Here is a 22,195-nt window from a genome sequence, read left to right as displayed (position 1 = left end):
GTGAAACAACTTTGCGCCGATGATAGTGCTGCAACCAGTGTGAAAGTAGGTTATCGTCAGGCTTGTTATACGCAGTAGAGAAAAACCCCGCCAGAAATGGTCGGGGTTTTTTTTCGTCTGGTGGTTTTGTATTGTTAACCCCAAGCGAAGGGCTGGGGTCGGACGGGGATGCCGAGTCCCTGAGGGTCCGACCCCGGGTGTTCATGGGTTTAGGGGGAATAAAATTGCCCCGGCTGCGGCAAATTGCTATATAATTCGCTTCCTCAGATCAGATGACTTGCTGCCCCGTTGGGAGCAGGTTGTTGAAAAAGTTATGCCTGATGACCATAGCAAGTTGGTACCACCCCTTCCCATCCCGAACAGGACCGTGAAACAACTCTGCGCCGATGATAGTGCTGCAACCAGTGTGAAAGTAGGTTATCGTCAGGCTTGTTATATAAAAAAACCCCGCTGCTAGCGGGGTTTTTTTTCGTCCATCATTTTCTGCTGCGGTATCAAATGCCCCAGATAATGCTTTCGCCTTCGGCCTTGGCCGAGCGCAGCATTTCCATCAGGGGGAAGGCGCGCTGCGAAAAATGCACTTTTTGCGCACGTGCGTGCTCGCCCGACTCGCCGTCTTCCAGGGTTTCCGGCGTATGGACATCATGCTCGATGTCGTTTTCCGGGTGGGCCCTGGTTTCAGCCACTTCTTTTTCCAGCAACTCCAGCGCGTGGCCTGCCTCGGCGGGTGTGATCACGCCGCGCGTCGGACTCTTGTGCAGGATGTCGAGGATACGCTGGGCATGCTCCTGGTACATCAGCACTTCAGGGGAGGATTTGGATTTGAATGAGATCAACATAATAGGCTTTCTGAATTCTTGTTGTTAGTCATGAAACCATATCACGACTTGGATTTTTGCACAGGGCGTCTGCAAGCCGGACAGCAACATGTGTTGGACAGGACACTTATTTACAAGGGCGAAGCCCGGGATTTTAAGTTTGGGCTAAGCAGGAATTCCTTATTCGATGTTGACCGAGTCCATGAAAGTGTCGATAGTCTCGCGCGACAGCTTGCTTTCCTGCCCGAGGATAATGACTTGGTAGATGCGCTTGTCCTGCGCCACGAAGCGACCGACCAGCAAGGCTGGCCGGCCATTCTGGGTGCCGCTCGCCTCGATGCTGAGACTGCTTTTCTGGTGCGTGCCGGCCGGCGTGCTGCTGGCGGCCGCCGCAGACTTTTCGCTGCGCACCGTCCCCTTGATATTGTTGAGCAGGGCCGTTTTCATGGCCGGCAAGGCCGCTTGCGCCTGCTCCGCACTGCCCAGCTCGGCGTTGCCGATGGCAAAGGTGTTGCCATCGGCTTCGCTGGCCGTCATGGTCAAACTGACTTTCTTGCCATCGAGATCGATCTCGCGCGTCAGCACGGCCGGCTTGCCGGGAAACAGGGCCGTGAAGTGCGCATCGGGACTGCGATACTCGCGCCAGTCAAATTTTGGGTTGCAGGCGCCCAGCAGGGCGGCGGTGGCCAGCACGCCGGCGATGGCGGCACATGATGTTTTTTTCATCAGGCGATGGTAGCAGTGCTGCCTGTTGCACGCAATCGCGCACGCGCGCCGGCTCACGCGACATGCAATACGCGCCGGTATTGTATGGCCTCGGCAACATGCGCGCGTGCGATCGCGGCGCTGCCGGCCAGGTCGGCAATGCTGCGCGCCACGCGCAATACGCGGTGATAAGTACGTGCCGACCAGTGCAGGCGCAGCATGGCGCCGTGCAGCAGTTGCTCGCCAGAGGCATCGAGCTGGCAATGCAGCGCGATTTGCTGGTTGTCCAGCTGATGGTTGGCCTTGCCCTGGCGCGCCAGCTGTACGGCAAACGCGGCCGCCACGCGCGCGGCGATCGCCGCCGTGCTTTCGCCGGCAACCGCTTTCCCGCCCAGCATGACTGGCGCCATGGCCGGCACTTCGATTTGCAAATCAATGCGGTCGAGCAGCGGACCCGACAGCCGGCCATGGTAGCGCAGCACGGCGTCCGGGGTGCAGCGGCAGCGGCCGGAGGCATGACCCAGATAACCGCAGGGGCAAGGATTCATGGCGGCGATCAATTGAAAACGGGCTGGAAACTCGGCCTGGCGCGCGGCGCGCGAAATGCTGATGATGCCGGACTCCATCGGCTGGCGCAGCACGTCGAGTACCCGGCGGTCGAATTCGGCGATTTCATCGAGAAACAGCACACCGCAATGCGCCAGCGAAATTTCACCGGGCCGCGGCACATTGCCGCCACCGACCAGGGCCACGCCGGATGCCGTCTGGTGCGGTGCGCGATACGGCCGGCGTTTCCAGTTTTCCACCTTGAAGTTGCCGCCCAACGAATGCACGGCCGCCGCTTCCAGCGCTTCTTCATCGCTCATCAAAGGCAGGATGCCGGGAAAGCGGCTGGCCAGCATGGTCTTGCCGGCGCCGGGCGGGCCCACCATCAACAGGCTGTGACCGCCGGCGGCCGCCACCTCCAGCGCCCGCCGCGCATGGTGCTGGCCTTGTACCTCGGCAAAGTCGGGATAGGAAAAATGTGGCGCCAGCAAGGTCGGCTGGTGCCGCTGCAGGGCGGTGCGCTGGTCGCGCGCGGCGAAATGGGCGCACACTTCGAGCAGGCTGTGCGCCGGATAAATGCTGGCGTTCGGCACCAGCGCCGCTTCGTCGGCATTTGCGTGCGGCAAAATGAAGGCGCGCGGCGCGCCACTCTTGCCGCGCTGCATGGCAAACGTCATCGCCAGCGCGCCACGGATGGGCCGCAACTGTCCCGACAGCGACAGCTCGCCGGCAAATTCATATTCATGTAATTGTTCGGCGGGCAGCTGGCCCGAAGCGGCCAGGATGCCCAGCGCGATTGGCAGGTCGAAGCGCCCCGATTCTTTCGGCAGGTCGGCTGGTGCCAGGTTGGCCGTGATGCGCCGGGCTGGCATCTCGAAGCCGCAATTTTGCAGCGCCGCACGCACGCGGTCGCGCGACTCCTTGACCTCGGTATCGGGCAGGCCCACGATGGTAAACGAAGGCAGGCCGTTGGCGAGGTGTACCTCGACATTGACCTCGGGTGCTTCCATGCCAGCCAGTGCGCGGCTTTTCAAGACTGCCAGGCTCATGCCATCTCCCTGCACCGCGGTGCGCGGGCAGGATCAGTCTAGTGCTTGCCCTGGCGTGGCGCTTGACGTTCGCCAGTACTGGTGCTTTGCTGCTTTACAGCGCCTTGCTGACATTGACTGTCTTGCTGTCGTTCAGGCGTGCTTCGAGTTCGATCACGCGCAGTTCCAGCGCATCGAGTTTGGCGCGCGTCTTGGCCAGCACTTGCGCCTGGATATCGAATTCCTCGCGCGTGACCAGATCCAGGCGGGCGAAGCCCTGGGTCATCATCGACTTCACATTCTTCTCGATATCCTTGGCCGGCGAATTTTCGATAGCCTGGTGGATCTTGCCCTGCAAATCGTTAAAGAAAGTATTCATGTCCATGGTATGTCCTTAGTGGTGCTGCACGTGCGTCGCACCATTGCGGTGCACGTCAGCTTTAATGTGGTGCGAAAGTGGGCGGTTCAACAAGATTCCTCAGCTAGGTTGCGTATTTCCAGGGGCTTGCAAGGTATGTATGGACGGAAATGCAGCTGTCAAGGTGGCAATGAAGCTGGCACGCATTCTGCTAAAGAGTTAATGAACGCTTTGTGATCGCCAGACCAGATTTTAAACCTCAACCGCTTTAAAAGTTCAATAAAAGGGAATCGCCATGAAGAATCTGTCCAAGAGCATGACTGTAGCAGCTACGCTGGCATTTGCCATGTCCGCCATGTGTGGCACTGCCATGGCGCAGGAAGCGGCCGCGGCTCCAGCCGCAGCCGAGGCAGTACCTGACAATGTGGTGGCGTACAACGTTGCCCTGACCACCGACTACCGCTATCGTGGCGTGTCGCAAACGCGTTTGAAACCGGCCATCAGCGGCGGTGCCGACTACACGCACAATCCGACCGGTCTGTACGTTGGTACCTGGCTGTCGAGCATCAAGTGGATCAAGGACGGTGGTGGTGACACGAATATCGAATGGGATGTCTACGGCGGCAAGCGCGGTGATATCACCGATGGCGTCAGCTACGATGTGGGCGGCCTGTATTATTTCTACCCGTCGAATGGCCTGAGCACCAACGCCAACACTTTCGAGCTGTATGGCCAGGTCGGTTTTGGCCCGGTCTACATCAAGTACTCGCACTCGACCACCAATCTGTTCGGCGTGGCTGACAGCAAGAACAGCGGTTACCTCGACGTCGGCGCCAATGTCGAAGTGCATGACGGCTACATGTTGAATCTGCATGCAGGACGTCAGAAGGTGGAGCATAACAATTCCCTCAGCTATAACGATTTCAAGATCGGCGTGACGAAAGACTTCGGCGTGGCCACCGTGTCGCTGGCAGCCGTCAAGGCGAATATCGAATCGTTCGCGCCGAATGGCAAGAACCTGGCCAAAACCGGCCTGGTATTGTCTGTTTCCAAAACTTTTTAAGCGAGATTGCCATGAAAATGATTACCGCGATCATCAAGCCCTTCAAGCTGGACGAAGTGCGTGAAGCCTTGTCGGCTATTAATGTGCAAGGCATTACCGTCACGGAAGTGAAGGGTTTTGGCCGTCAGAAAGGTCACACGGAACTGTACCGTGGCGCCGAGTACGTGGTCGATTTCCTGCCAAAAACCAAGATCGAAGCGGCCGTCGATGACGCCATCGTCGACCAGGCCATCGAAGCGATCGAAGGTGCCGCGCGTACCGGTAAAATCGGCGATGGCAAGATTTTCGTGACCACTCTGGAACAAGTCATCCGAATCCGTACCGGTGAAACCGGCAACGAAGCGCTCTAAGGGGAATATTGATGCGTAAAAATATAACAAAATTGCTAGCTGGGGTAGCCTGTCTGTTTGCATTTGGCGTCTCCGCGCCAAGCTTTGCCGATGCACCTGCAAAAACCGAACCGGTGGCCGCTGCCACCACCGCTGCCGTGGCGACACCGGAAGTGGCGCCATTGGCCGTTCCGCCAGCTGCGGCGCCTGCCCCGGCCGCCGCCACAGCCGCTGCCCCGGCACCCGCCGCCGCGCCCGCCGCCGCACCGGTGCCGAATAAAGGCGATACCGGTTTCATGATGGTCTGCGCCATCCTGGTGATCCTGATGACGATTCCTGGCCTGGCCCTGTTCTACGGCGGCCTGGTACGTTCCAAGAACATGCTGTCGGTCCTGATGCAGGTATTCGTGGTGTTTGCTCTGGTGGTGGTGTTGTGGTGCATCTATGGCTACTCGCTGGCCTTTACCGAAGGCAACGCGTTCTTCGGCACCTTTGCGCGCGCCTTCCTGAACGGCATCTGGGATCCCGCTACCAGCACCTTCGCCGTTGCCGCCACCTTCAGCAAGGGCGTGGTCATCCCCGAGTTCGTCTTCGTCGCCTTCCAGGGCACGTTTGCAGCGATTACCTGCGCACTGATCGTCGGCGCCTTTGCCGAGCGCGCCAAGTTTTCCGCCGTGCTGGCTTTTGTAGTGCTGTGGTTCACCTTTGCCTACCTGCCAGCGGCCCACATGGTGTGGTTCTGGACCGGTCCTGACATGATCACCGACGCCGCTTCGGTGGCTGTCGAAGCCGCCAAGGCAGGCTGGATCTATCAAAAAGGCGCGCTGGACTTCGCCGGCGGCACCGTGGTGCACATCAACGCCGCCGTCGCTGGCCTGGTTGGCGCGATCATGATCGGCAAACGTGTCGGTTACGGCCGTGAATCGATGGCGCCACATTCGCTGACGATGACCATGATCGGCGCATCGCTGCTGTGGGTGGGCTGGTTCGGTTTCAATGCCGGCTCCTCGATGGAAGCGGGCGACCTGGCTGCCCTGGCGTTTGTCAACACCATGCTGGCCACTGCCGCCGCAACCTTGTCGTGGGTGTTCGGTGAATGGATTACCAAAGGCAAGCCTTCGATGCTGGGCGGCGCTTCCGGCGCGGTTGCCGGCCTGGTGGCGATCACCCCTGCGGCCGGTTTTGTCGGCCCGATGGGCGGCCTGGTCATCGGCCTGCTGGCCGGTATCGTCTGCCTGTGGGGCGTGACTGGCCTGAAACGCCTGATCGGCGCCGATGATTCGCTCGACGTGTTCGGCGTGCATGGCGTCGGCGGTATCCTGGGCGCCATCCTGACCGGTGTGTTCGCTGCGCCACAACTGGGCGGCCAAGGCATTTTTGACTATGTCACCAACAAGATCTCGACCGATCCGTATTCGATCGGCCATCAGGTCTGGGTGCAAATCCAGGCGGTTGGCACCACCATCCTCTGGTCGGCGATCGTTTCCGTGATCGCCTATAAACTGGTCGATATCGTCATCGGCCTGCGCGTACCGGAAGAAGAAGAACGCGAAGGCCTGGACATCACCAGCCATGGCGAGCAGGCGTATCACAACTGATCCTGCAACTGATTCTTGATGTTCTGAGTAGTTTTGCCGGAAAGGCGCCTCGTCGAGGCGCCTTTTTTTCGTCTGGGGAACGGTAAAGGTCTTTAAAACAAGGCTTTTGCCCCGATTTGGGCTACTTACACGGTAATATAGTCGGCAGTTCTGTGTGCTTTTTTGAATACTGCACATAATTTAAGGATGTAACTATGGTTCCCCATCTCGTCACGGCCCTGACCGGACCGCTGCTCGACCTCGAAAAAAAGATTCTCGCCGCCACGCCCGCCATCGAGCGCTGGTTCCGCATGGAATGGCAAGAGCACACGCCGCCGTTCTATTGCTCGGTCGACTTGCGCAATGCCGGCTACAAGCTGGCCCCTGTCGACACCAATCTGTTTCCTGGCGGCTTTCACAACCTGGCCACCGAAATGCTGCCGCTGTCGGTGCAGGCCGCGATGGCCGCGATCGACAAATATTGCCCGGACGCCCGCAACCTGCTGATCGTGCCGGAATTGCACAACACCACGCCGCAGTACCTGCAGAACGTGGCGCGCCTGATGCAGATCTTCCGCCAGACGGGGCTGCACGTGCGCTTCGGTTCCTGGTCGCCCGAGATTACCCAGCCCACGCCGCTGGCCCTGCCAGACGGCAATATGCTGGTGATCGAGCCGCTGGTGCGCCTGAACAATGGCCGCCGCCTGGGCCTGAAGGATTTCGATCCGTGCACGATCTTGCTGAACAACGATTTGTCCGATGGCATCCCCGACATCCTGCAAAACATCCATGAGCAGAGCCTGCTGCCGCCCTTGCATGCGGGCTGGGCCTTGCGCCGCAAGAGCAACCACTACACGACCTACGATGAAGTGGTGAAAAAATTCGGCAAGATGATCGATGTCGATCCCTGGATGCTGAACCCGTTCCACGCCAAGTGCAGCGGCGTGAACTTCCAGGAAGGCGAGGGCGAAGATGCGCTGGCCGCCAGCGTCGACGTGCTGCTGGCCAAGATCCGCAAGAAGTACAAGGAATATGGCATCAAGGAAAAACCGTTCGTGATCGTCAAGCCCGACGCGGGCACTTATGGCACCGGCATCATGACGGTGCGCGACGCCAGCGAAGTGCGCGACCTGTCGCGCAAGCAGCGCGACAAGATGTCGATCGTCAAGGATGGCCACTTGGTCACCGACGTCATCATCCAGGAAGGCGTGCCGACCTTTGAAAGCATCAAGGATGCGGTGGCCGAGCCGGTCGTCTACATGATCGACCGCTATGTGGTGGGCGGCTTCTACCGCGTGCACGCGGAAAAGGGCGTGGACCAGAACCTGAACGCGCCCGGCTCGCAATATGTGCCGCTGGCGTTTGCCCAGCAGCATGCGGTGCCGGACCTGAAGGCCAAGCCGGGCACGGCCGCGCCGAACCGTTTCTATGTGTACGGCGTGGTGGCGCGCCTGGCCTTGCTGGCCGCGTCGCTGGAAATGGAACGCACCGACCCGAACCCCGAAGTGTATTGATCCGCTGAGGCATGGCCGGCCAGGCGGGGGCAGGACCCCGCCTGGCGATCTCGGCTAGAATCAAGCCTTCTACTTCCCGCATTCCGACTGGACCGACTCATGAAAATTGCATTCCTTGCCGATCCGCTGGCAGGCTTCAAGACTTACAAAGATTCCACTTTCGCCATGATGCGCGAAGCGGCCCGCCGCGGCCACGCCGTGTACGCCTTCGAACAGAAGGACATGGCGCTGGAAGAGGGCATCGTCACGGCGCAAGTGCACCATATCACCCTGACCGGCGACGAGCACGACTGGTACAAGGTCGAGTCGACCGAGGAAGTGCTGCTGTCGACCTTTGACGCTATCATCGAGCGCAAGGACCCGCCGTTCGACATGGAATATGTGTACGGCACGTATTTGCTGGAACTGGCCGAAAAGCAGGGCGCGCGCGTGTTCAACAAGCCGTCGGCGATCCGCGACAACAATGAAAAACTGGCGATCGCGCAGTTTTCGGAATTTACCTCGCCGACCCTGGTGACCTCGAGCGAAGCGCGCCTGCGCGCCTTCCACGCCAAGCACCAGGACGTGATCTTCAAGCCGCTCGACGGCATGGGCGGCACCGGCATTTTCCGCGTCAAAGCCGATGCGCTGAACCTGGGCGCCATCATCGAGACCCTCACCGAGAACGGCGCGCAGACCATCATGGCGCAGCGTTTCATTGCCGACATCGACAAGGGCGACAAGCGCATCCTGGTGATCGGCGGCAAACCGGTGCCGTATTGCCTGGCGCGCATCCCGCAAAACGGCGAAGTACGCGGCAACCTGGCCGCCGGCGGCAAGGGCGTGGCCCAGCCATTGACGGCGCGCGACCTGGAAATCGCCGAAAAGCTGGGCCCCATCCTGGCCGCGCGTGGCCTGATGCTGGTAGGATTGGACGTGATCGGCGACTATCTGACGGAAGTCAACGTCACCAGCCCGACATGCTTCCAGGAAATTGCGCAGCAGACCGGTTTTGACGTGGCCGCCATGTTCATCGATGCGGTCGAGCAGGGCGTGGCGCAGTCGCCAGAGCGCCCGGCATAAGGAAGCCATATGGTAGGGATTTTGCTCATGACACACGCGCCGCTGGGCCAGGCTTTCATTGCCGCCTGCGCGCACGTGTTTCGCGGACCGACCGAGCGTTTTGAAGCGATCGACGTGCTGGCCGACCAGGACCTGGCCGAAGTGCAGAAGCTGGCCTCGGCCGCCATCTGCCGCCTCGACGACGGCGCCGGCGTGCTGGTGATCACCGACGTGAAAGGCGGCACGCCGTCGAACTGCTGCAACAAGCTGGCCGATGCGGGCCGCGTGGAAGTGATCGCCGGCATCAGCCTGCCGATGCTGCTGCGCGCCATCACGTATCGCCGCGACACGCTCGACGTGGTGGTCGAGATGGCGCTGGCCGGTGCGCAAAGCGGCGCCGTGCGCGTCGACAACCGCATTCGCGTGGGCGAATAAAGCAGGACATGGCCGCCGCCCTGAAGGCGGCGCAAGTTTTTTTTCAGGGATAGAGACTAGACAAAAATGATTCAAAAAGAACTCGAAATCATCAACAAGCTGGGACTGCACGCACGCGCCTCGGCCAAATTTACCCAGATGGCCGCCCGCTACAAGAGCGATGTCTGGCTGACCCGCAACGCGCGCCGCATCAACGCCAAGTCCATCATGGGCGTGATGATGCTGGCCGCCGGCAAGGGCGCGAAAGTGACCCTGGAAGCGGAAGGCGCCGATGAGCAGGCCTGCGTCGATGCCTTGAGCGCCCTGATCAACGACAGGTTTGGCGAAGGCGAGTAATGCCCGCCGAACGCAGCCGCAGCCGCTTTCCCACAGGTCATCCCATGGCTTCTTTCACGCTCCACGGCATTCCGGTCTCGCGCGGCATCGCCATCGGCCGCGCGCACTTGCTGGCGCCGGCGGCGCTTGACGTCAAGCATTACCTGGTGGCCCAGGAGCAGATCGAAGCTGAAGTATTGCGCCTGCAAAACGCGATCGCCGCCGTCCACAAGGAATTGCAAACCCTGTGGAACGAGCTGCCGAAAGATGCCCCCACCGAGCTGGGCGCCTTTATCGACGTGCATGCGCTGATCCTGTCCGACCCGATGATTTCCGAAGCGCCGCTCGACATTATCCGTTCGCGCCACTACAACGCCGAATGGGCGTTGCTGACGCAGATCGATGAATTGTCGGCCCAGTTCGACGAAATCGAAGACCCGTATTTGCGCGAGCGCAAGGCCGACATCCAGCAGGTGGCCGAACGGGTGCTGAAAGTGTTGCTGGGCACCGAGCAGCTGTTGCCGAAGGCGGCCGCCGAAGACGAATTCACGGCGCAGATGATCGTTGTCGCGCACGATATCTCGCCGGCCGACATGCTGCAGTTCCGCGACCGCTCGTTTGTCGGTTTCATTACCGACGTCGGCGGACAGAACTCGCACACGGCCATCGTCGCGCGCAGCCTCGACATTCCGGCCGCGGTCGGCATGTCGCAGGCCTCGACCCTGATCGAGCAGGACGACTGGCTGATCATCGACGGCGACGCCGGCGTGGTGATCGCCAACCCGAGTCCGCTGGTGCTGGAGCAGTACCGCGAGCGCCAGGTGGCGATGCAGCGCGCGCGCAAAAAGCTGGGCAAGCTCAAAAAAACCCCGGCCGTCACCAAGTGCGGCACCGCCATCACCCTGCTGGCCAATATCGAGCTGCCCGACGATTGCCCGTTCGCGCTGGAGTCCGGCGCGGTCGGCGTGGGCCTGTTCCGCTCCGAATTTTTGTTCATGGGCCGCGCCCACAAGATTCCGTCCGAGGACGAGCAGTTCGAGGCCTACCGCAAGACCGTCATGTCGATGAAGGGCAAGGTGGTCACCATCCGCACGCTCGACATCGGCGCCGACAAGCCGCTCGACCAGTCCGACCATACGGCCCTGAACCCGGCGCTGGGCCTGCGCGCGATCCGCTATTGCCTGGCCGAGCCGCAGCTGTTCCTGACCCAGCTGCGCGCGATTCTGCGCTCCTCGGCCTATGGCAAGGTGCGCATCCTGATCCCGATGCTGGCGCATGCCTTCGAGATCGACCAGTCGCTGGCCATGATCGCGCAAGCCAAGGCGGCCCTGCGCGACGAGGGCGTGAAATTCGACGATGCGGTCGAAGTGGGCGCCATGATCGAGATCCCGGCCGCCGCGCTGGCGCTGCCGATGTTCGTCAAGCGGCTCGACTTCCTGTCGATCGGCACCAACGATCTGATCCAGTACACGCTGGCGATCGACCGCGTCGACTACGAAGTGGCGCACCTGTACAATCCGTTGCATCCGGCGGTGCTGCAGCTGATCTCGATGACGATCGCGGCCGGCCACAAGGCGGGCATCGACGTGGCCGTCTGTGGCGAGATGGCGGGCGACGTGAAACTCACGCGCTTGCTGCTGGGCCTGGGCCTGCGCGAGTTTTCCATGCATCCGGCCCAGCTGCTGGCCGTCAAGCAGGAGATCCTCAATAGCGACCTGGCGCTGATTGCGCCACAAATGCGCAAAATCATGCGCTCGATGGAGCCAAATGTGATCGCCGAAGCTGTCGAGCAGCTGCAGCTGATGTAAACTGTCGTTTCAACACCAGCAGGATGCATTGCGCGCGGCAAGATGCGTCCTGCTGAAGCTGCGGAGCCTTTCATCGCGACTCCGCATCGATCATGGCCCGTGGGGCCGCCCCCTAGATAAACCGACACACTCATGTCACCCATTGGAATCGTCTCGCCGCAAACCATGTATTTTGCGCAACCCCTGCAGCTGCAAAGCGGAGCATCGCTGCTGGACTATATGTTGATGTATGAAACCTACGGCACCCTGAACGCCGACAAATCGAACGCGGTGCTGGTCTGCCACGCGCTGAACGCCTCGCACCACGTGGCCGGCACCTATGCCGACGATCCGAAAAGCACCGGCTGGTGGGACAATATGGTCGGTCCCGGCAAGCCGCTCGATACCGACAAGTTCTTCGTCATCGGCGTCAACAACCTCGGGTCCTGCTTCGGCTCGACCGGCCCGATGCACACCAATCCCGCCACCGGCAAGCCATATGGCGCCTCGTTCCCGGTGGTGACGGTGGAAGACTGGGTCAGCGCGCAGGCGCGCCTGGCCGACGAACTGGGCATCACCCGGTTCGCCGCCGTGATGGGCGGCTCGCTGGGCGGCATGCAGGCGCTGGCCTGGAGCATCATGTACCCGGACCGCCTGGCTCACTGCGTGGTGATCGCTTCGACGGCCAAGCTGTCGGCACAGAATATCGCCTTCAACGACGTCGCCCGCCAGGCGATTCTGTCGGACCCCGACTACCGTGGCGGCGATTTCTATGCATACGGCGTGGTGCCGAAGAACGGCCTGCGCGTGGCGCGCATGGTCGGCCATATCACCTATCTGTCGAATGACGACATGGCCGAAAAATTCGGCCGCAAGCTGCGCGACGCGGCAAAGACGGGCGATTACAAATTCGGCTTCGGCATCGATTTCGAGATCGAATCGTATCTGCGCTACCAGGGCGACAAGTTCTCCGAGTATTTTGACGCCAACACCTATCTGTTGATCACCAAGGCGCTCGATTATTTCGACCCGGCGCGCGCCCATGGCGGCAACCTGGCCAAGGCGCTGGCCGGCACGAAAGCAAAATTCTTCCTGGCCTCGTTTTCCACCGACTGGCGTTTTTCACCCGAACGCAGCCGCGAAATCGTCGAGGCGCTGGTGTGCAACCGCCGCCAGGTGACCTACGCAGAGATCGACGCGCCGCACGGCCACGACGCCTTTTTGCTGGAAGACGCGCGCTACATGAACATGGTGCGCGCCTATTACGGCCAGGTGTGGGACGAGATCAAGGCCGGCGTGCCGGCCGTACAGAATAATCATCTGCGCCAGGGCGCCAGGGAGACCGCATGAATTTCGAAGAACTGAGCGCGCTGCGCCCCGACCTGGCCTTTATCGCCCACTGGGTGCCGGACCAGGCCCATGTGCTCGACGTCGGCTGCGGCGACGGCGTGATGCTGGAATACCTGCAAAGCAGCGGCAAGGGCTGCAGCGGCTACGGCCTGGAGATCGCCGACGACAAGGTGCTGGCCAGTACCCGCCGCGGCGTGCAGGTGATCCAGCAGGACATGGAAAAAGGCCTGGCGATCTTTGGCGACAACAGCTTCGACACGGTGCTGTGCCTGTCGTCGCTGCAGATGATGAAGCAGGTCGAGCCGCTGCTGCGCGACATCGTGCGCGTCGGTACCGAGGCCATCGTCTCGTTCCCGAATTTCGCCTACTGGCCGCACCGCGTATCCTTGCTCAAGGGCCGCATGCCGGTGTCGAAATCGCTGCCCTACCAGTGGTACGATACGCCCAACGTACGCTGCGCCACCATCAACGACTTCCGCGAACTGGCCGAGGAATGCGGCTTGGAAGTGATCGATTGCGTGGCGCTGGCCGAAGGCAAGATGGTGTCCGTGCTGCCCAACCTGCGCGGCGACCTGGCCGTGTTCCGCCTGCGCAAGAAGAAAATGCACTGAGTCTCTTGCACTGAGTCCAGCACGAGTGTTGGCGTAGTGCAATATGGCGGACGGCCTGTATGCTAATGTATAACATTGTTTCCGGAGGCTTCCCAAATGACGTACTACCCCAACTCGTTCAAACGTTTTACGATCGCCGCCAGCCTGTGCGCTGCGGCTGTACTGGCGCCCCTGCCGGCCCTGTCGCAACAGGCCGTGGTCCAGGACGGCATCAAGGTCCGTCCCTTGTCGAGCACGCGCATGTTTGCCGGCGGCGTCGATTTCAATGAACAATCGAAGCAGCAATATACGCAGCTGGTCAACGAGGCCAGGGAAAAAAACGCGCTGGTGCCCGACAGCGACCCGCAGGTCAAGCGCCTGCGCGCGATCGCCCAGCGCATCATCCCGTTCGCCACGCGCTGGAACGACGCTTCCTCCAGTTGGAACTGGCAGGTCAACCTGCTCAATTCCGACCAGGTCAACGCCTTCTGCATGCCGGGCGGGCAGATCGCTTTTTACAGCGGCATTATCACCAAGCTGAACCTGACCGACGACGAAGTGGCCATCGTCATGGGCCATGAAATTTCGCATGCGTTGCGCGAGCACTCGCAGGCGCAGGCCGGCAAGGGCAACCTGGCCGCCGTCGGCTCGAAGCTGGTCGGCGCTGGCCTGTCGGCCTGGCTCGGTGTGGACCCGAATATCACCGGCACCGCCACCAATATGGCGGCGCAGGGCGTGATGCTGAAGTTTTCGCGCGACGACGAACGCGAAGCGGACCTGATCGGCATGGACCTGGCCGCGCGCGCCGGTTTCGACCCGCGCGCCGGCGTCATCCTGTGGCAGAAAATGGCCGCGCTGAACAAGGGCGCGCCACCGGAATTCCTGTCGACCCACCCGTCGGGCAAGGACCGCATCGCGCAGATGAACAGCCATATGGCGCAGGTGCTGCCGCTGTACGCACGTACCAAAGGCGTGTCCGTCAACGACTTGCCGGCCTACCGCAGCAACGCCGTCGCCTCGCGCTAAGGACATGACGGCCTCTCCACTGCCCATGCGCGACGGCGTGGCGGCCAGCTACCTGTGGCTGCCGCAAGGGCAGTGGCCCGACATGCTGGCGTTTCTCGTCGAGCGCTACCCGCAGGTCGGCGCCGCGCAATGGCTGGACCGCATGGCGCGCGGCGAGGTGGTCGACGGCGATGGTGAACGGCTGGCGCCCGGCAGCGCCTGCCGGCGCGGCATGCGCATTTTTTATTACCGCGAACTGGAACGCGAAACGCCGATCCCGTTCCAGGAACAGATATTGTTCGAAGACGAGCACCTGGTGGTGGTCGACAAGCCGCATTTTTTGCCGATGACCCCCGGCGGGCGCTTCGTGCACGAGACCTTGCTGACGCGGCTGAAGAAAAAGCTGGACAATCCCGAGCTGACGCCGATCCACCGCCTGGACCGCGAGACGGCCGGCGTGGTGATTTTTTCACGCCGCCAGGCCAGCCGCGGCGCCTACCAGACCCTGTTCCAGCGCCGTGAAATCCATAAAGTCTATGAAGCGCTGGCGCCGCGCCTGCATGGCCGCGAGTTTCCGTTCATCTACCGCAGCCGCATGGTCGACGGCGACAAGTTTTTCATCATGCGCGAGGAAGCGGGCGAGCCGAACTCGGAAACCATCATCGACATCATCGAAGAGCGTGGCGAGTTCAATCTGTACCGCTTGCAGCCGCACACGGGCCGCAAGCACCAGCTGCGCGTGCACCTGGCCGCGCTGGGCATCCCCATCGTCAACGACGCGTTTTATCCGGTGGCGCTGCCGTGCAAGGAAGACGACATGTCGCAGCCCTTGCAGCTGCTGGCGCGGGCGATTGCATTTAGCGATCCGTTGACAGGCGAGATGCGCCGCTTTGAAAGCCGGCGCAGTTTGTGAAATTTACGTCCGGACCGTGTAATCGATAATCAACGGTGCATGGTCCGAAAACTTCTCGTCCTTGTACACGCTGACCGTATGCGCCTGGGCCGCGATGCCGGGCGTGGCGACGTGATAATCGATGCGCCAGCCGACGTTTTTGGCGTAGGCCTGGCCACGGTTGCTCCACCACGTATATTGGTCTTCACGCTTGTCCAGGCCGCGGTGCACGTCGACAAAGCCCACTTCATCGAACACGCGCGTCAGCCATGCGCGCTCTTCCGGCAGGAAGCCCGAATTCTTCTTGTTGCCCTTCCAGTTTTTCAGGTCGATCTCGTGGTGGGCGATATTCCAGTCGCCGCAGATGACCACTTCGCGGCCCAGCGCCTTGAGCTGCAGCAGATGGGGCAGGAACACTTCCATGAAGCGGAACTTGGCTTCCTGGCGCTCGGGGCCGGACGAGCCGGACGGGCAGTAGACGGAAATCACCGACAGACTGCCGAAGTCGCAGCGCACGTAGCGGCCTTCGGCGTCGAATTCAGGGCAGCCGAAGCCGATATGCACGGCGTCCGGCTCCACCTTGCTGTAGACACCGGTGCCGGAATATCCCTTCTTTTCGGCATAGTGAAAATGGCCATGATAGCCGTGCGGATTGAGGAATTCCGGCGTCATGTCGGGCAGTTGCGCCTTCAGTTCCTGCACGCAGATGAAGTCGGCCGTTTGCGTGCCCATCCAGTTGAAAAAGCCTTTTTTGGCGGCGGAACGGATGCCGTTCAGGTTGGCGGAGATAATTTTTGGCATACAGGGCAGTCGAAAGGGCGCGGGCCGCAAGGGGCGGCGCGGCATGGCGATTGTCTCGCCGGTGCGCGCGGATTAAAATACAGGCACTTTTAAAAAATGAGGCTCATGTGAATAATTTACGCCAGCAGTTTATCGCGTTTTCGGTATCCAAGGGAGTCTTGCGGTTCGGCGAGTTCACCACCAAGGCCGGCCGCCAGTCGCCGTACTTCTTCAATGCGGGCCTGTTCCATGACGGCGCCACCCTGGCCGAACTGGCCCAGTTCTACGCGCAGACCCTGCTCGATTCGGGCGTTGAATTCGACATGCTGTTCGGTCCCGCCTACAAGGGCATCACCCTGGCTTCGGCCACCGCCGTGGCGCTGGCCGGCAAGGGCCGCAACACCTCGTTCGCCTTCAACCGCAAGGAAGCCAAGGACCATGGCGAAGGCGGCACGATCGTCGGCGCCAAGCTTCAAGGCAAAGTCGTCATTATTGACGACGTGATCTCGGCCGGCACCTCGGTGCGCGAATCGGTGGACATGATACGCGCCGCCGGCGCCGAACCGTGCGCCGTGCTGATCGCACTGGACCGCATGGAACGCTCGGGCCCGGACGGCCAGCTGTCGCCCAGCTCGGCGGTGCAGGAAGTGTCGAAACAGTATGGCATTCCCGTTATCTCGATCGGCAACCTGGACGACCTGTTCGGCTACCTGAACGGCGCGGGCGCCGATCCGGAACTGTTGCAATATAAAGAAGCCGTGTCGGCCTACCGCACGCGCTACGGCATCTGACGCAGTTGAACGTCCTGTTCGTCTGCAGCCGCAACCAGTGGCGCAGCCCGACGGCGGAGCGGGTATGGCGCCGCCATCCCGCGCTGTCGGTGCGCTCGGGCGGCACCAGTTCGAATGCGCGCCATCCCGTCAGCGAGCAGGATGTGGCCTGGTGCGAGATCATCTTCGTGATGGAAGAAAAGCACCAGTCGCGCCTGCGCGCGCAGTTCGGCCGGCTGCTCGAGGGCAAAACCATCCACGTGCTCGATATTCCCGACGACTATCGGTTCATGCAGCCGGAACTGGTCGAGCAGCTCGAATCGTCGGTCGCGTCCATCCTTGGCCTGGATTGATGTTGTTTAACCCAGCCAGGGTTTGAGCGCCGAATGCAGGCCCAGTACGAACAGGCCGGTAAAAAAGCACTTTTTGAACAGCTCCGGCGCGATGCGTCCGCGCAGCCACTGGCCGGCCAGCATGCCGCCCAGCGCGGGCAGCAGCGCATAAGCGGAAGCCTGGGCGTCGCCCATATGAAAATCGCCGTGCAGTGCCAGGCTGGCGGCCAGCGCCACGGTCGACGCGGTAAACGCCATGCCCAGCGCCTGCACCAGTTCATCGCGCTTGAGTCCCAATCCCTGCAGATACGGCACGGCGGGAATCACAAATACGCCGGTGGCCGCCGTCACCAGCCCGGTCAGCGCGCCGATCAAGGGCGCCAGCCAGCCTTCATGGCGCGGCTGTATCGTCAGCCGCAGCGAACATAGTCCCGCCAGCGCATACGCCATCAATGCCACGCCCAGCGCCACCACTGCCCACGTACCGCCATCCGTCGGCAGCAGCGCGCCGCCCAGCAGCGTGCCGGCCATGGTCCAGGCCAGCAGCGGCCATAGCCGGCGCAGCAGCAGCATTACGCCAGGGCCGGCCGCCAGCTGCCACAGATTGGTCACCATCGACGGCACGATCAGCAGGGCCGCGGCCTGCACCGGTGGCATGGCCAGGCTGAGCAGGCCCATGGCCACGGTCGGCAAGCCCAGGCCCACTACGCCCTTGACGAAGCCAGCGAGGATAAAGCTGGCGCCGACGGCCAGTAAAAAGGAAGTCTGCATGGTGTATCAATCAGAATGAACGTGGCGAGATTCTGCGCGCCAGGCGCGATTGTGAACAGCGCGATTTCGCAGCGCCAGCCTCAGTCTCAAACGAAGGCTGATAAGATGGCGGCAGGAGGTGGCCATGCGTTTTGACCTGGTTGATTTGCAGCTGTTCGTCCACGTGGTGGAAGAGGGCAGCCTGACGGCGGGCGCCGCGCGCAGCCATCTGGCACTGGCGTCGGCCAGCGCCCGCGTGCGCGGCATGGAAGACGCGCTGGGCATGGCGCTGCTGCTGCGCGGACGGCGCGGCGTGGCGGCGACGCCGGCCGGGCAGACCCTGCTGCACCATGCGCGGCTGGTGTTGCAGCAGATGGACAAGCTGCGCGGCGACCTCGGTGAATTTGCGCACGGCCTGAAAGGGCAGCTGCGTTTGCTGTGCAATACCTCGGCGCTCAGCGAATTCCTGCCCGAAGCGCTGGGTACTTTCCTGGACCGTCATCCGAATCTGACCATCGACCTGGAAGAGCGCCTCAGCTACGATATCGTCAAGGGAGTCTCGGAGGGGCTGGCCGACATGGGCATCGTCTCCGATTCGGTCGACCTGCGCGGCTTGCAGACGTTTTTGTTCCGGCCCGACCGGCTGGTGGCGATTGCGGCGGCCGACGGCGTGCATCACCGCGCCATCGGGAGCGCGGACACCGTCGATTTTGCCAGCCTGCTCGGCCACGACTTTATCGGCCTGGCCGACGACAGCGCGCTGCAGCAGTACCTGGCCCTGCACGCGGCGCGCCTGGGACGGCCATTGAAAATGCGCGTGCGCCTGCGTAGTTTCGACGCCGTCTGCCGCATGGTGGCCAGCGGCGTGGGTATCGGCGTGGTGCCGCAGGCGGCCGCGCGCCGCTGCCAGCAGACGATGGCGCTGCGCAGCATTACCTTGCTTGACCCCTGGTCGGTGCGCAACCTGACCATCTGCGTGCGCCAGTTCAGCGAATTGCCCCTGTACGCGCGCCAGCTGATCGAGCATCTGAAGGCGTAACGATGCAATGCGTAGTGTGCGATGGCGCGCGGACACGGCGTTGCGGCACGCCTATAATAAGTTTTACACAGTACAAAACAAGGAAACCACCATGCGCTTATTGATTGCCCTGATTCTTCCATGGCTGACCTTTTTCACCATCGGCCGCCCTATCGCCGGCATCATCTGCCTGATCCTGCAGATCACCCTGATCGGCTGGCTGCCGGCCGCCATCTGGGCCGTGTATGCACTGAGCCAGTTCAAGACCGACCAGAAGATCGCCGACGCCACGCGCCGGTATTAAGCCCATCTGACCTGAGGAGCCTCTTATGCAAAGCCATCGATTCGCCCTAGGCGCGACCGCTGTACTGAATGCGATCGTGTTGTCTGCCGTGATGCTGCAGGTGCCGGCCCATGCGCAAGCTGAAGGCGCGCTGCCGGCGGTGCAGAAAAGCGGCGCGGTGGAATACCTGACGGGTGGCATTGGCCTCGATGAATCGACGGCCATCAAGAGCGCCAGCGGCCAGTGGCCATTGAGCCTGGTGTTTTCCGTGCAGGCCGATGGGCGCGCCCAGTTTGCCTCGGACGTGAAGCTGCAAATCCACGACGCGAAAGGCGCGCTGGCGCTGGACGTCACCGCCACCGGCCCGTATCTGCTGGCGCGGCTGGCGCCCGGCAGCTACAGCCTGCGCGCCACGCTGGCGGGCAAGACGCTGGAGCGCAAGGTGCAGGTCAAGGCCGGCAGTTCGGCGAAAGTGGAACTGGTCTGGCCGGCCGGCACCAACCAGAACGCTTCCTGATATTACGCCGCAGCGGACACGTTCAGCACGCGGCCTTCGCTTGAGCTTTGCAGCGCCAGTTCGATCAGCCTGATGGTCAGCAGTGCATCCTCGGCCGCCACCGGCGCCGGTTTGCCTTCGCGGATGGCGTCGGCCATGTCCTGGTAAAAATCCTGGTAGCGGCCCGGCTGCAGGTCCAGATGGTCGAACTGGCCATCGGGCTGCGTGCCCAGGTGCAGCGCGCCGCGCACGCCATCCTGGCCCCAGCCCGGCTGGCCTGGCCTGCCGCCCGCCCTTAACGCGTCTTCCTGCGGATCGAGGCCGAATTTCACGAAGCTGCCCTGGTCGCCATGCACGGCAAAACGCGCCGTCGGCGCCTTGACCAGGCAGCCTGCCTGCAGCACCACGCGCAAGCGGTCGTAATACAACACGATATGCATGTAGTCGACCGCTTCGGCGCCGTCGCGCTGCAGCACGATATCGGCGTAAATTTTTTCGGGTGTGCCAAACAGCTGCACCGCCTGGTCCAGCATATGCGGCCCCAGGTCGTACAGCAGGCCGCCACCGGGTGCGGCGGACTCGCGCCAGCGCTGGCGGATCTCGGGCCGGAAGCGGTCGAAATGCGACTCAAAACTGGTGACGCGGCCCAGGGTGCCCTGCGCCAGCAGCGATTGCAAGGTGAGGAAATCGCCATCCCAGCGGCGGTTGTGGTACACGCTGAGCACCAGCTTGCGTTCTTTGGCCAGGGCGATCAGCGTCTGCGCCTGGGCGCTGGTAATCGTGAAGGGCTTGTCGACCACCACATGCTTGCCTGCCTGTAGCGCCGCCTGCGCCAGGCCGAAATGCGCTTCGTTGGGCGCGGCGATGACGACCAGTTCGATCGAGGCATCGGCAAACAGCTGGGCCGGATCGGCATACACGGTGGCGTGCGGCCAGTCCTTGTGCACGAGGTCGGGCTTGCTGGAAGCGACGGCAGCCAGTTCCAGGGCATCGATGGTGGACAGGACGGGAGCGTGAAAGGTGGAGCCGGCAAAGCCGTAGCCGACCAGGCCGGTTTTGATTTTTTTCATGGCGGTCATCATGGTGCGTGAGAGGAGCCATGATCATACCTGCAAGCGGACGCACACAGTATCGCGACGCTACGTCCGCATCATGCTTGGCTCAAAAAGCGATGCCGCCTATGCTCTGTTTGCTACGACGGTGCTTGGCCGGAGACCACATTGTTCACCCCCTCCAGGCCATACTGTTTGCCCTACGCAGCGAACGGGACGCGTCTTATATTAATGCCATGCTTCAATTTTTTGAACAAGTCCATGCCAGGGGCACTATTTAAACTTTCAGCCTGTGTATTTTCAAATGTCAGGAGGAGCAAATGGCCCGTCCGCTCATCGTACTTGGCGACAAGACCGATCATGGTGGCACCGTGATCAGTGCCGACATGACAGTCGATATCAACGGCAAGTATGTGGCCAGGATGGGCGACATGACCGTATGCCCCAAATGCAAGGGGACATTCCCGATCAACTCTGCCGCCGACGACCTGGTCGACGGATCAGGCAAGGGTTATGCCCGGCACCTGGACACGACCGCCTGCGGCGCCAGGCTTATATCCGGACAGATCACGACGATCTGGTTGGACCAGTCCAGCCTTGGCGACCCGGCTGATGTCGATGCGAACGAGATGACGGAAGCTGCCGGCAAGATTGCCGCAAATACCGACTCCGGCATTTGCCTCGAATGCTTGGTGTCTGCGGCGGCCGCTGGCGCGACCACCTTTATCCGGGAGTAATATATTGATCGACGTCCTGGAACGCCTGAACCAGCTTCAGCAACATCATTCGGCGCTGTGCTTGTACGCACTGGTCGACGGTGTTCAATATGAGACACACCGCCAAACGCGCATGACGGAGGATGCGACGCGCTACCCGCTATTTACCGGCACAGCCGACGCTGCGCTTGCGCATGCAGGCCCCTGGTTGGTGGATTTGGCGAGATCGGTGCCTTCTTTTCTTGAAGAGCTGGCCGCATTGGAGCAAGAGAGTCCTTCCGTTACCTGGCTATTTACCGTACAGGACCTTGGTGGCCCGCCGCGCGTGATTATCAGGCCCGGATCAGTGGTTTCCTTGGGTGTTTGCAGGCAAGGATTTTGACGGCTTCCAATCCCGTTTATGCTTGTTACAGGAAGCGAAAGCGGATTATGACCAGTTTTTTAAGGCAAGCGGTAAATTTAAATACGATTTTCAAGAAAATATTTTCCTGAGGATGGAATTAAAGCAGGCCACGGACCAGTCAAAGATTGTCAGGCGTAACCCGCCGGCCTCGCTGAAATGGTATTTCCAAACGCCCTATGCTTACGAATATATGGAACCCAAATTAGCTGCGTTGGGGATTACTACCTACTACGTCCCATAAT

At 61.5% G+C, this 22,195-nt stretch carries 27 protein-coding genes and 1 rRNA gene; 21 read left to right on the top strand and 7 right to left on the bottom strand.

The features are described from left to right. Positions 1-316 precede the first annotated feature (316 nt). Positions 317-429, top strand: a 5S ribosomal RNA gene (gene rrf, locus ACP7B7_RS25290). A 65-nt stretch (positions 430-494) separates the two neighbouring features. On the opposite strand, the gene ACP7B7_RS25285 is transcribed toward rrf, so the two are convergent. The 4 genes from ACP7B7_RS25285 to ACP7B7_RS25270 form a co-directional block, all read right to left on the bottom strand. Beyond that, positions 495-839: a DUF1840 domain-containing protein gene (locus ACP7B7_RS25285; protein WP_308923760.1), complete on the bottom strand. Its 345-nt coding sequence runs from the start codon at positions 837-839 to the stop codon at positions 495-497. Between the two features lie 159 nt (positions 840-998). After that, positions 999-1,544 (bottom strand): hypothetical protein, encoded by a 546-nt coding sequence (locus tag ACP7B7_RS25280; RefSeq protein WP_308923761.1) that lies wholly within the window; start codon positions 1,542-1,544, stop codon positions 999-1,001. Positions 1,545-1,597: 53 nt separating this feature from the next. After that, complete coding sequence (locus tag ACP7B7_RS25275) at positions 1,598-3,118, bottom strand: YifB family Mg chelatase-like AAA ATPase (RefSeq protein ID WP_426078528.1); 1,521 nt, start codon at positions 3,116-3,118, stop codon at positions 1,598-1,600. 94 nt (positions 3,119-3,212) lie between these two features. Next, entirely contained in the window at positions 3,213-3,482 is a 270-nt protein-coding gene (locus ACP7B7_RS25270; protein ID WP_308923763.1) for an accessory factor UbiK family protein, read from the bottom strand. Between the two features lie 319 nt (positions 3,483-3,801). On the opposite strand from ACP7B7_RS25270, the gene ACP7B7_RS25265 reads away from it, so the two are divergent. The 12 genes from ACP7B7_RS25265 to ACP7B7_RS25210 all read left to right on the top strand — a co-directional run bounded on the left by ACP7B7_RS25265 (position 3,802) and on the right by ACP7B7_RS25210 (position 15,374). Next, a complete protein-coding gene (locus ACP7B7_RS25265) occupies positions 3,802-4,518 on the top strand; it encodes a TorF family putative porin (protein WP_426078527.1) in 717 nt (238 codons plus the stop codon). Positions 4,519-4,529: 11 nt separating this feature from the next. Next, positions 4,530-4,868 carry a P-II family nitrogen regulator gene (locus tag ACP7B7_RS25260; RefSeq protein WP_065308187.1) on the top strand — a complete coding sequence of 113 codons (339 nt, stop codon included), beginning with the start codon at positions 4,530-4,532 and terminating at the stop codon, positions 4,866-4,868. 11 nt (positions 4,869-4,879) lie between these two features. After that, complete coding sequence (locus tag ACP7B7_RS25255) at positions 4,880-6,445, top strand: ammonium transporter (RefSeq protein ID WP_308923765.1); 1,566 nt, start codon at positions 4,880-4,882, stop codon at positions 6,443-6,445. Between the two features lie 194 nt (positions 6,446-6,639). Continuing rightward, on the top strand, positions 6,640-7,938 hold the full coding sequence (gshA, locus tag ACP7B7_RS25250) for a glutamate--cysteine ligase (protein WP_308923766.1): 1,299 nt from the start codon (positions 6,640-6,642) through the stop codon (positions 7,936-7,938). A gap of 99 nt (positions 7,939-8,037) precedes the next feature. Beyond that, on the top strand, positions 8,038-9,000 hold the full coding sequence (gene gshB, locus ACP7B7_RS25245; protein WP_308923767.1) for a glutathione synthase: 963 nt from the start codon (positions 8,038-8,040) through the stop codon (positions 8,998-9,000). A gap of 9 nt (positions 9,001-9,009) precedes the next feature. Further along, on the top strand, positions 9,010-9,414 hold the full coding sequence (locus ACP7B7_RS25240) for a PTS sugar transporter subunit IIA (protein WP_308923768.1): 405 nt from the start codon (positions 9,010-9,012) through the stop codon (positions 9,412-9,414). A gap of 66 nt (positions 9,415-9,480) precedes the next feature. Further along, positions 9,481-9,750, top strand: coding sequence for an HPr family phosphocarrier protein (locus ACP7B7_RS25235; RefSeq protein WP_308923769.1), 270 nt, complete (start codon positions 9,481-9,483; stop codon positions 9,748-9,750). A gap of 44 nt (positions 9,751-9,794) precedes the next feature. Further along, entirely contained in the window at positions 9,795-11,537 is a 1,743-nt protein-coding gene (ptsP, locus tag ACP7B7_RS25230; protein ID WP_426078526.1) for a phosphoenolpyruvate--protein phosphotransferase, read from the top strand. Between the two features lie 132 nt (positions 11,538-11,669). After that, positions 11,670-12,866 (top strand): homoserine O-succinyltransferase MetX, encoded by a 1,197-nt coding sequence (gene metX / locus ACP7B7_RS25225; RefSeq protein ID WP_426078525.1) that lies wholly within the window; start codon positions 11,670-11,672, stop codon positions 12,864-12,866. After that, on the top strand, positions 12,863-13,477 hold the full coding sequence (metW, locus tag ACP7B7_RS25220; RefSeq protein ID WP_308923772.1) for a methionine biosynthesis protein MetW: 615 nt from the start codon (positions 12,863-12,865) through the stop codon (positions 13,475-13,477). Before metX ends, metW begins: the two co-directional genes overlap by 4 nt. 96 nt (positions 13,478-13,573) lie before the next feature. Further along, positions 13,574-14,482: a M48 family metallopeptidase gene (locus ACP7B7_RS25215; RefSeq protein WP_308923773.1), complete on the top strand. Its 909-nt coding sequence runs from the start codon at positions 13,574-13,576 to the stop codon at positions 14,480-14,482. Positions 14,483-14,486: 4 nt separating this feature from the next. Next, positions 14,487-15,374: a pseudouridine synthase gene (locus ACP7B7_RS25210; protein WP_426078524.1), complete on the top strand. Its 888-nt coding sequence runs from the start codon at positions 14,487-14,489 to the stop codon at positions 15,372-15,374. 3 nt (positions 15,375-15,377) lie between these two features. Here ACP7B7_RS25210 and ACP7B7_RS25205 read toward each other — a convergent pair whose 3' ends face one another. Beyond that, positions 15,378-16,154, bottom strand: a complete 777-nt coding sequence (locus ACP7B7_RS25205) for an exodeoxyribonuclease III (RefSeq protein WP_308923775.1) — start codon at positions 16,152-16,154, stop codon at positions 15,378-15,380. A gap of 107 nt (positions 16,155-16,261) precedes the next feature. Between ACP7B7_RS25205 and pyrE the strand changes: the two genes are divergently transcribed. Further along, positions 16,262-16,924, top strand: a complete 663-nt coding sequence (gene pyrE / locus ACP7B7_RS25200) for an orotate phosphoribosyltransferase (protein ID WP_426078523.1) — start codon at positions 16,262-16,264, stop codon at positions 16,922-16,924. A gap of 5 nt (positions 16,925-16,929) precedes the next feature. After that, positions 16,930-17,256: a low molecular weight protein tyrosine phosphatase family protein gene (locus ACP7B7_RS25195; protein WP_308923777.1), complete on the top strand. Its 327-nt coding sequence runs from the start codon at positions 16,930-16,932 to the stop codon at positions 17,254-17,256. 6 nt (positions 17,257-17,262) lie between these two features. On the opposite strand, the gene ACP7B7_RS25190 is transcribed toward ACP7B7_RS25195, so the two are convergent. Beyond that, positions 17,263-18,006 carry a sulfite exporter TauE/SafE family protein gene (locus ACP7B7_RS25190; protein WP_308923778.1) on the bottom strand — a complete coding sequence of 248 codons (744 nt, stop codon included), beginning with the start codon at positions 18,004-18,006 and terminating at the stop codon, positions 17,263-17,265. Between the two features lie 124 nt (positions 18,007-18,130). Here ACP7B7_RS25190 and ACP7B7_RS25185 point away from each other — a divergent pair, with 124 nt between their 5' ends. The 3 genes from ACP7B7_RS25185 to ACP7B7_RS25175 all read left to right on the top strand — a co-directional run bounded on the left by ACP7B7_RS25185 (position 18,131) and on the right by ACP7B7_RS25175 (position 19,803). Beyond that, the gene (locus tag ACP7B7_RS25185) at positions 18,131-19,024 is read left to right on the top strand and encodes a LysR substrate-binding domain-containing protein (protein WP_426078522.1); all 894 of its coding nucleotides are present in this window, start codon (positions 18,131-18,133) and stop codon (positions 19,022-19,024) included. A 91-nt stretch (positions 19,025-19,115) separates the two neighbouring features. Then, positions 19,116-19,307: a YqaE/Pmp3 family membrane protein gene (locus ACP7B7_RS25180; protein WP_308923780.1), complete on the top strand. Its 192-nt coding sequence runs from the start codon at positions 19,116-19,118 to the stop codon at positions 19,305-19,307. Positions 19,308-19,332: 25 nt separating this feature from the next. Continuing rightward, entirely contained in the window at positions 19,333-19,803 is a 471-nt protein-coding gene (locus ACP7B7_RS25175; RefSeq protein WP_426078521.1) for a carboxypeptidase regulatory-like domain-containing protein, read from the top strand. Between the two features lie 2 nt (positions 19,804-19,805). Here ACP7B7_RS25175 and ACP7B7_RS25170 read toward each other — a convergent pair whose 3' ends face one another. Further along, positions 19,806-20,852, bottom strand: a complete 1,047-nt coding sequence (locus ACP7B7_RS25170; RefSeq protein ID WP_426078520.1) for an oxidoreductase — start codon at positions 20,850-20,852, stop codon at positions 19,806-19,808. A gap of 302 nt (positions 20,853-21,154) precedes the next feature. Here ACP7B7_RS25170 and ACP7B7_RS25165 point away from each other — a divergent pair, with 302 nt between their 5' ends. The 3 genes from ACP7B7_RS25165 to ACP7B7_RS25155 are packed head-to-tail and all read left to right on the top strand — an operon-like array spanning position 21,155 to position 22,194. Further along, positions 21,155-21,571, top strand: coding sequence for a PAAR domain-containing protein (locus ACP7B7_RS25165; protein ID WP_308923783.1), 417 nt, complete (start codon positions 21,155-21,157; stop codon positions 21,569-21,571). A 4-nt stretch (positions 21,572-21,575) separates the two neighbouring features. Then, complete coding sequence (locus ACP7B7_RS25160) at positions 21,576-21,932, top strand: DUF4123 domain-containing protein (protein WP_308923784.1); 357 nt, start codon at positions 21,576-21,578, stop codon at positions 21,930-21,932. Further along, the gene (locus tag ACP7B7_RS25155) at positions 21,910-22,194 is read left to right on the top strand and encodes a Tox-REase-5 domain-containing protein (RefSeq protein ID WP_308923785.1); all 285 of its coding nucleotides are present in this window, start codon (positions 21,910-21,912) and stop codon (positions 22,192-22,194) included. The genes ACP7B7_RS25160 and ACP7B7_RS25155 overlap by 23 nt, the downstream gene beginning before the upstream one ends. Position 22,195: the final 1 nt, after the last annotated feature.

This window comes from Janthinobacterium sp. PSPC3-1 (assembly GCF_049896105.1).
Lineage (GTDB): Bacteria > Pseudomonadota > Gammaproteobacteria > Burkholderiales > Burkholderiaceae_D > Janthinobacterium.
Note: the sequence above shows the minus strand (reverse complement) of the source record. Positions and strands in the feature narration are given on the sequence as shown.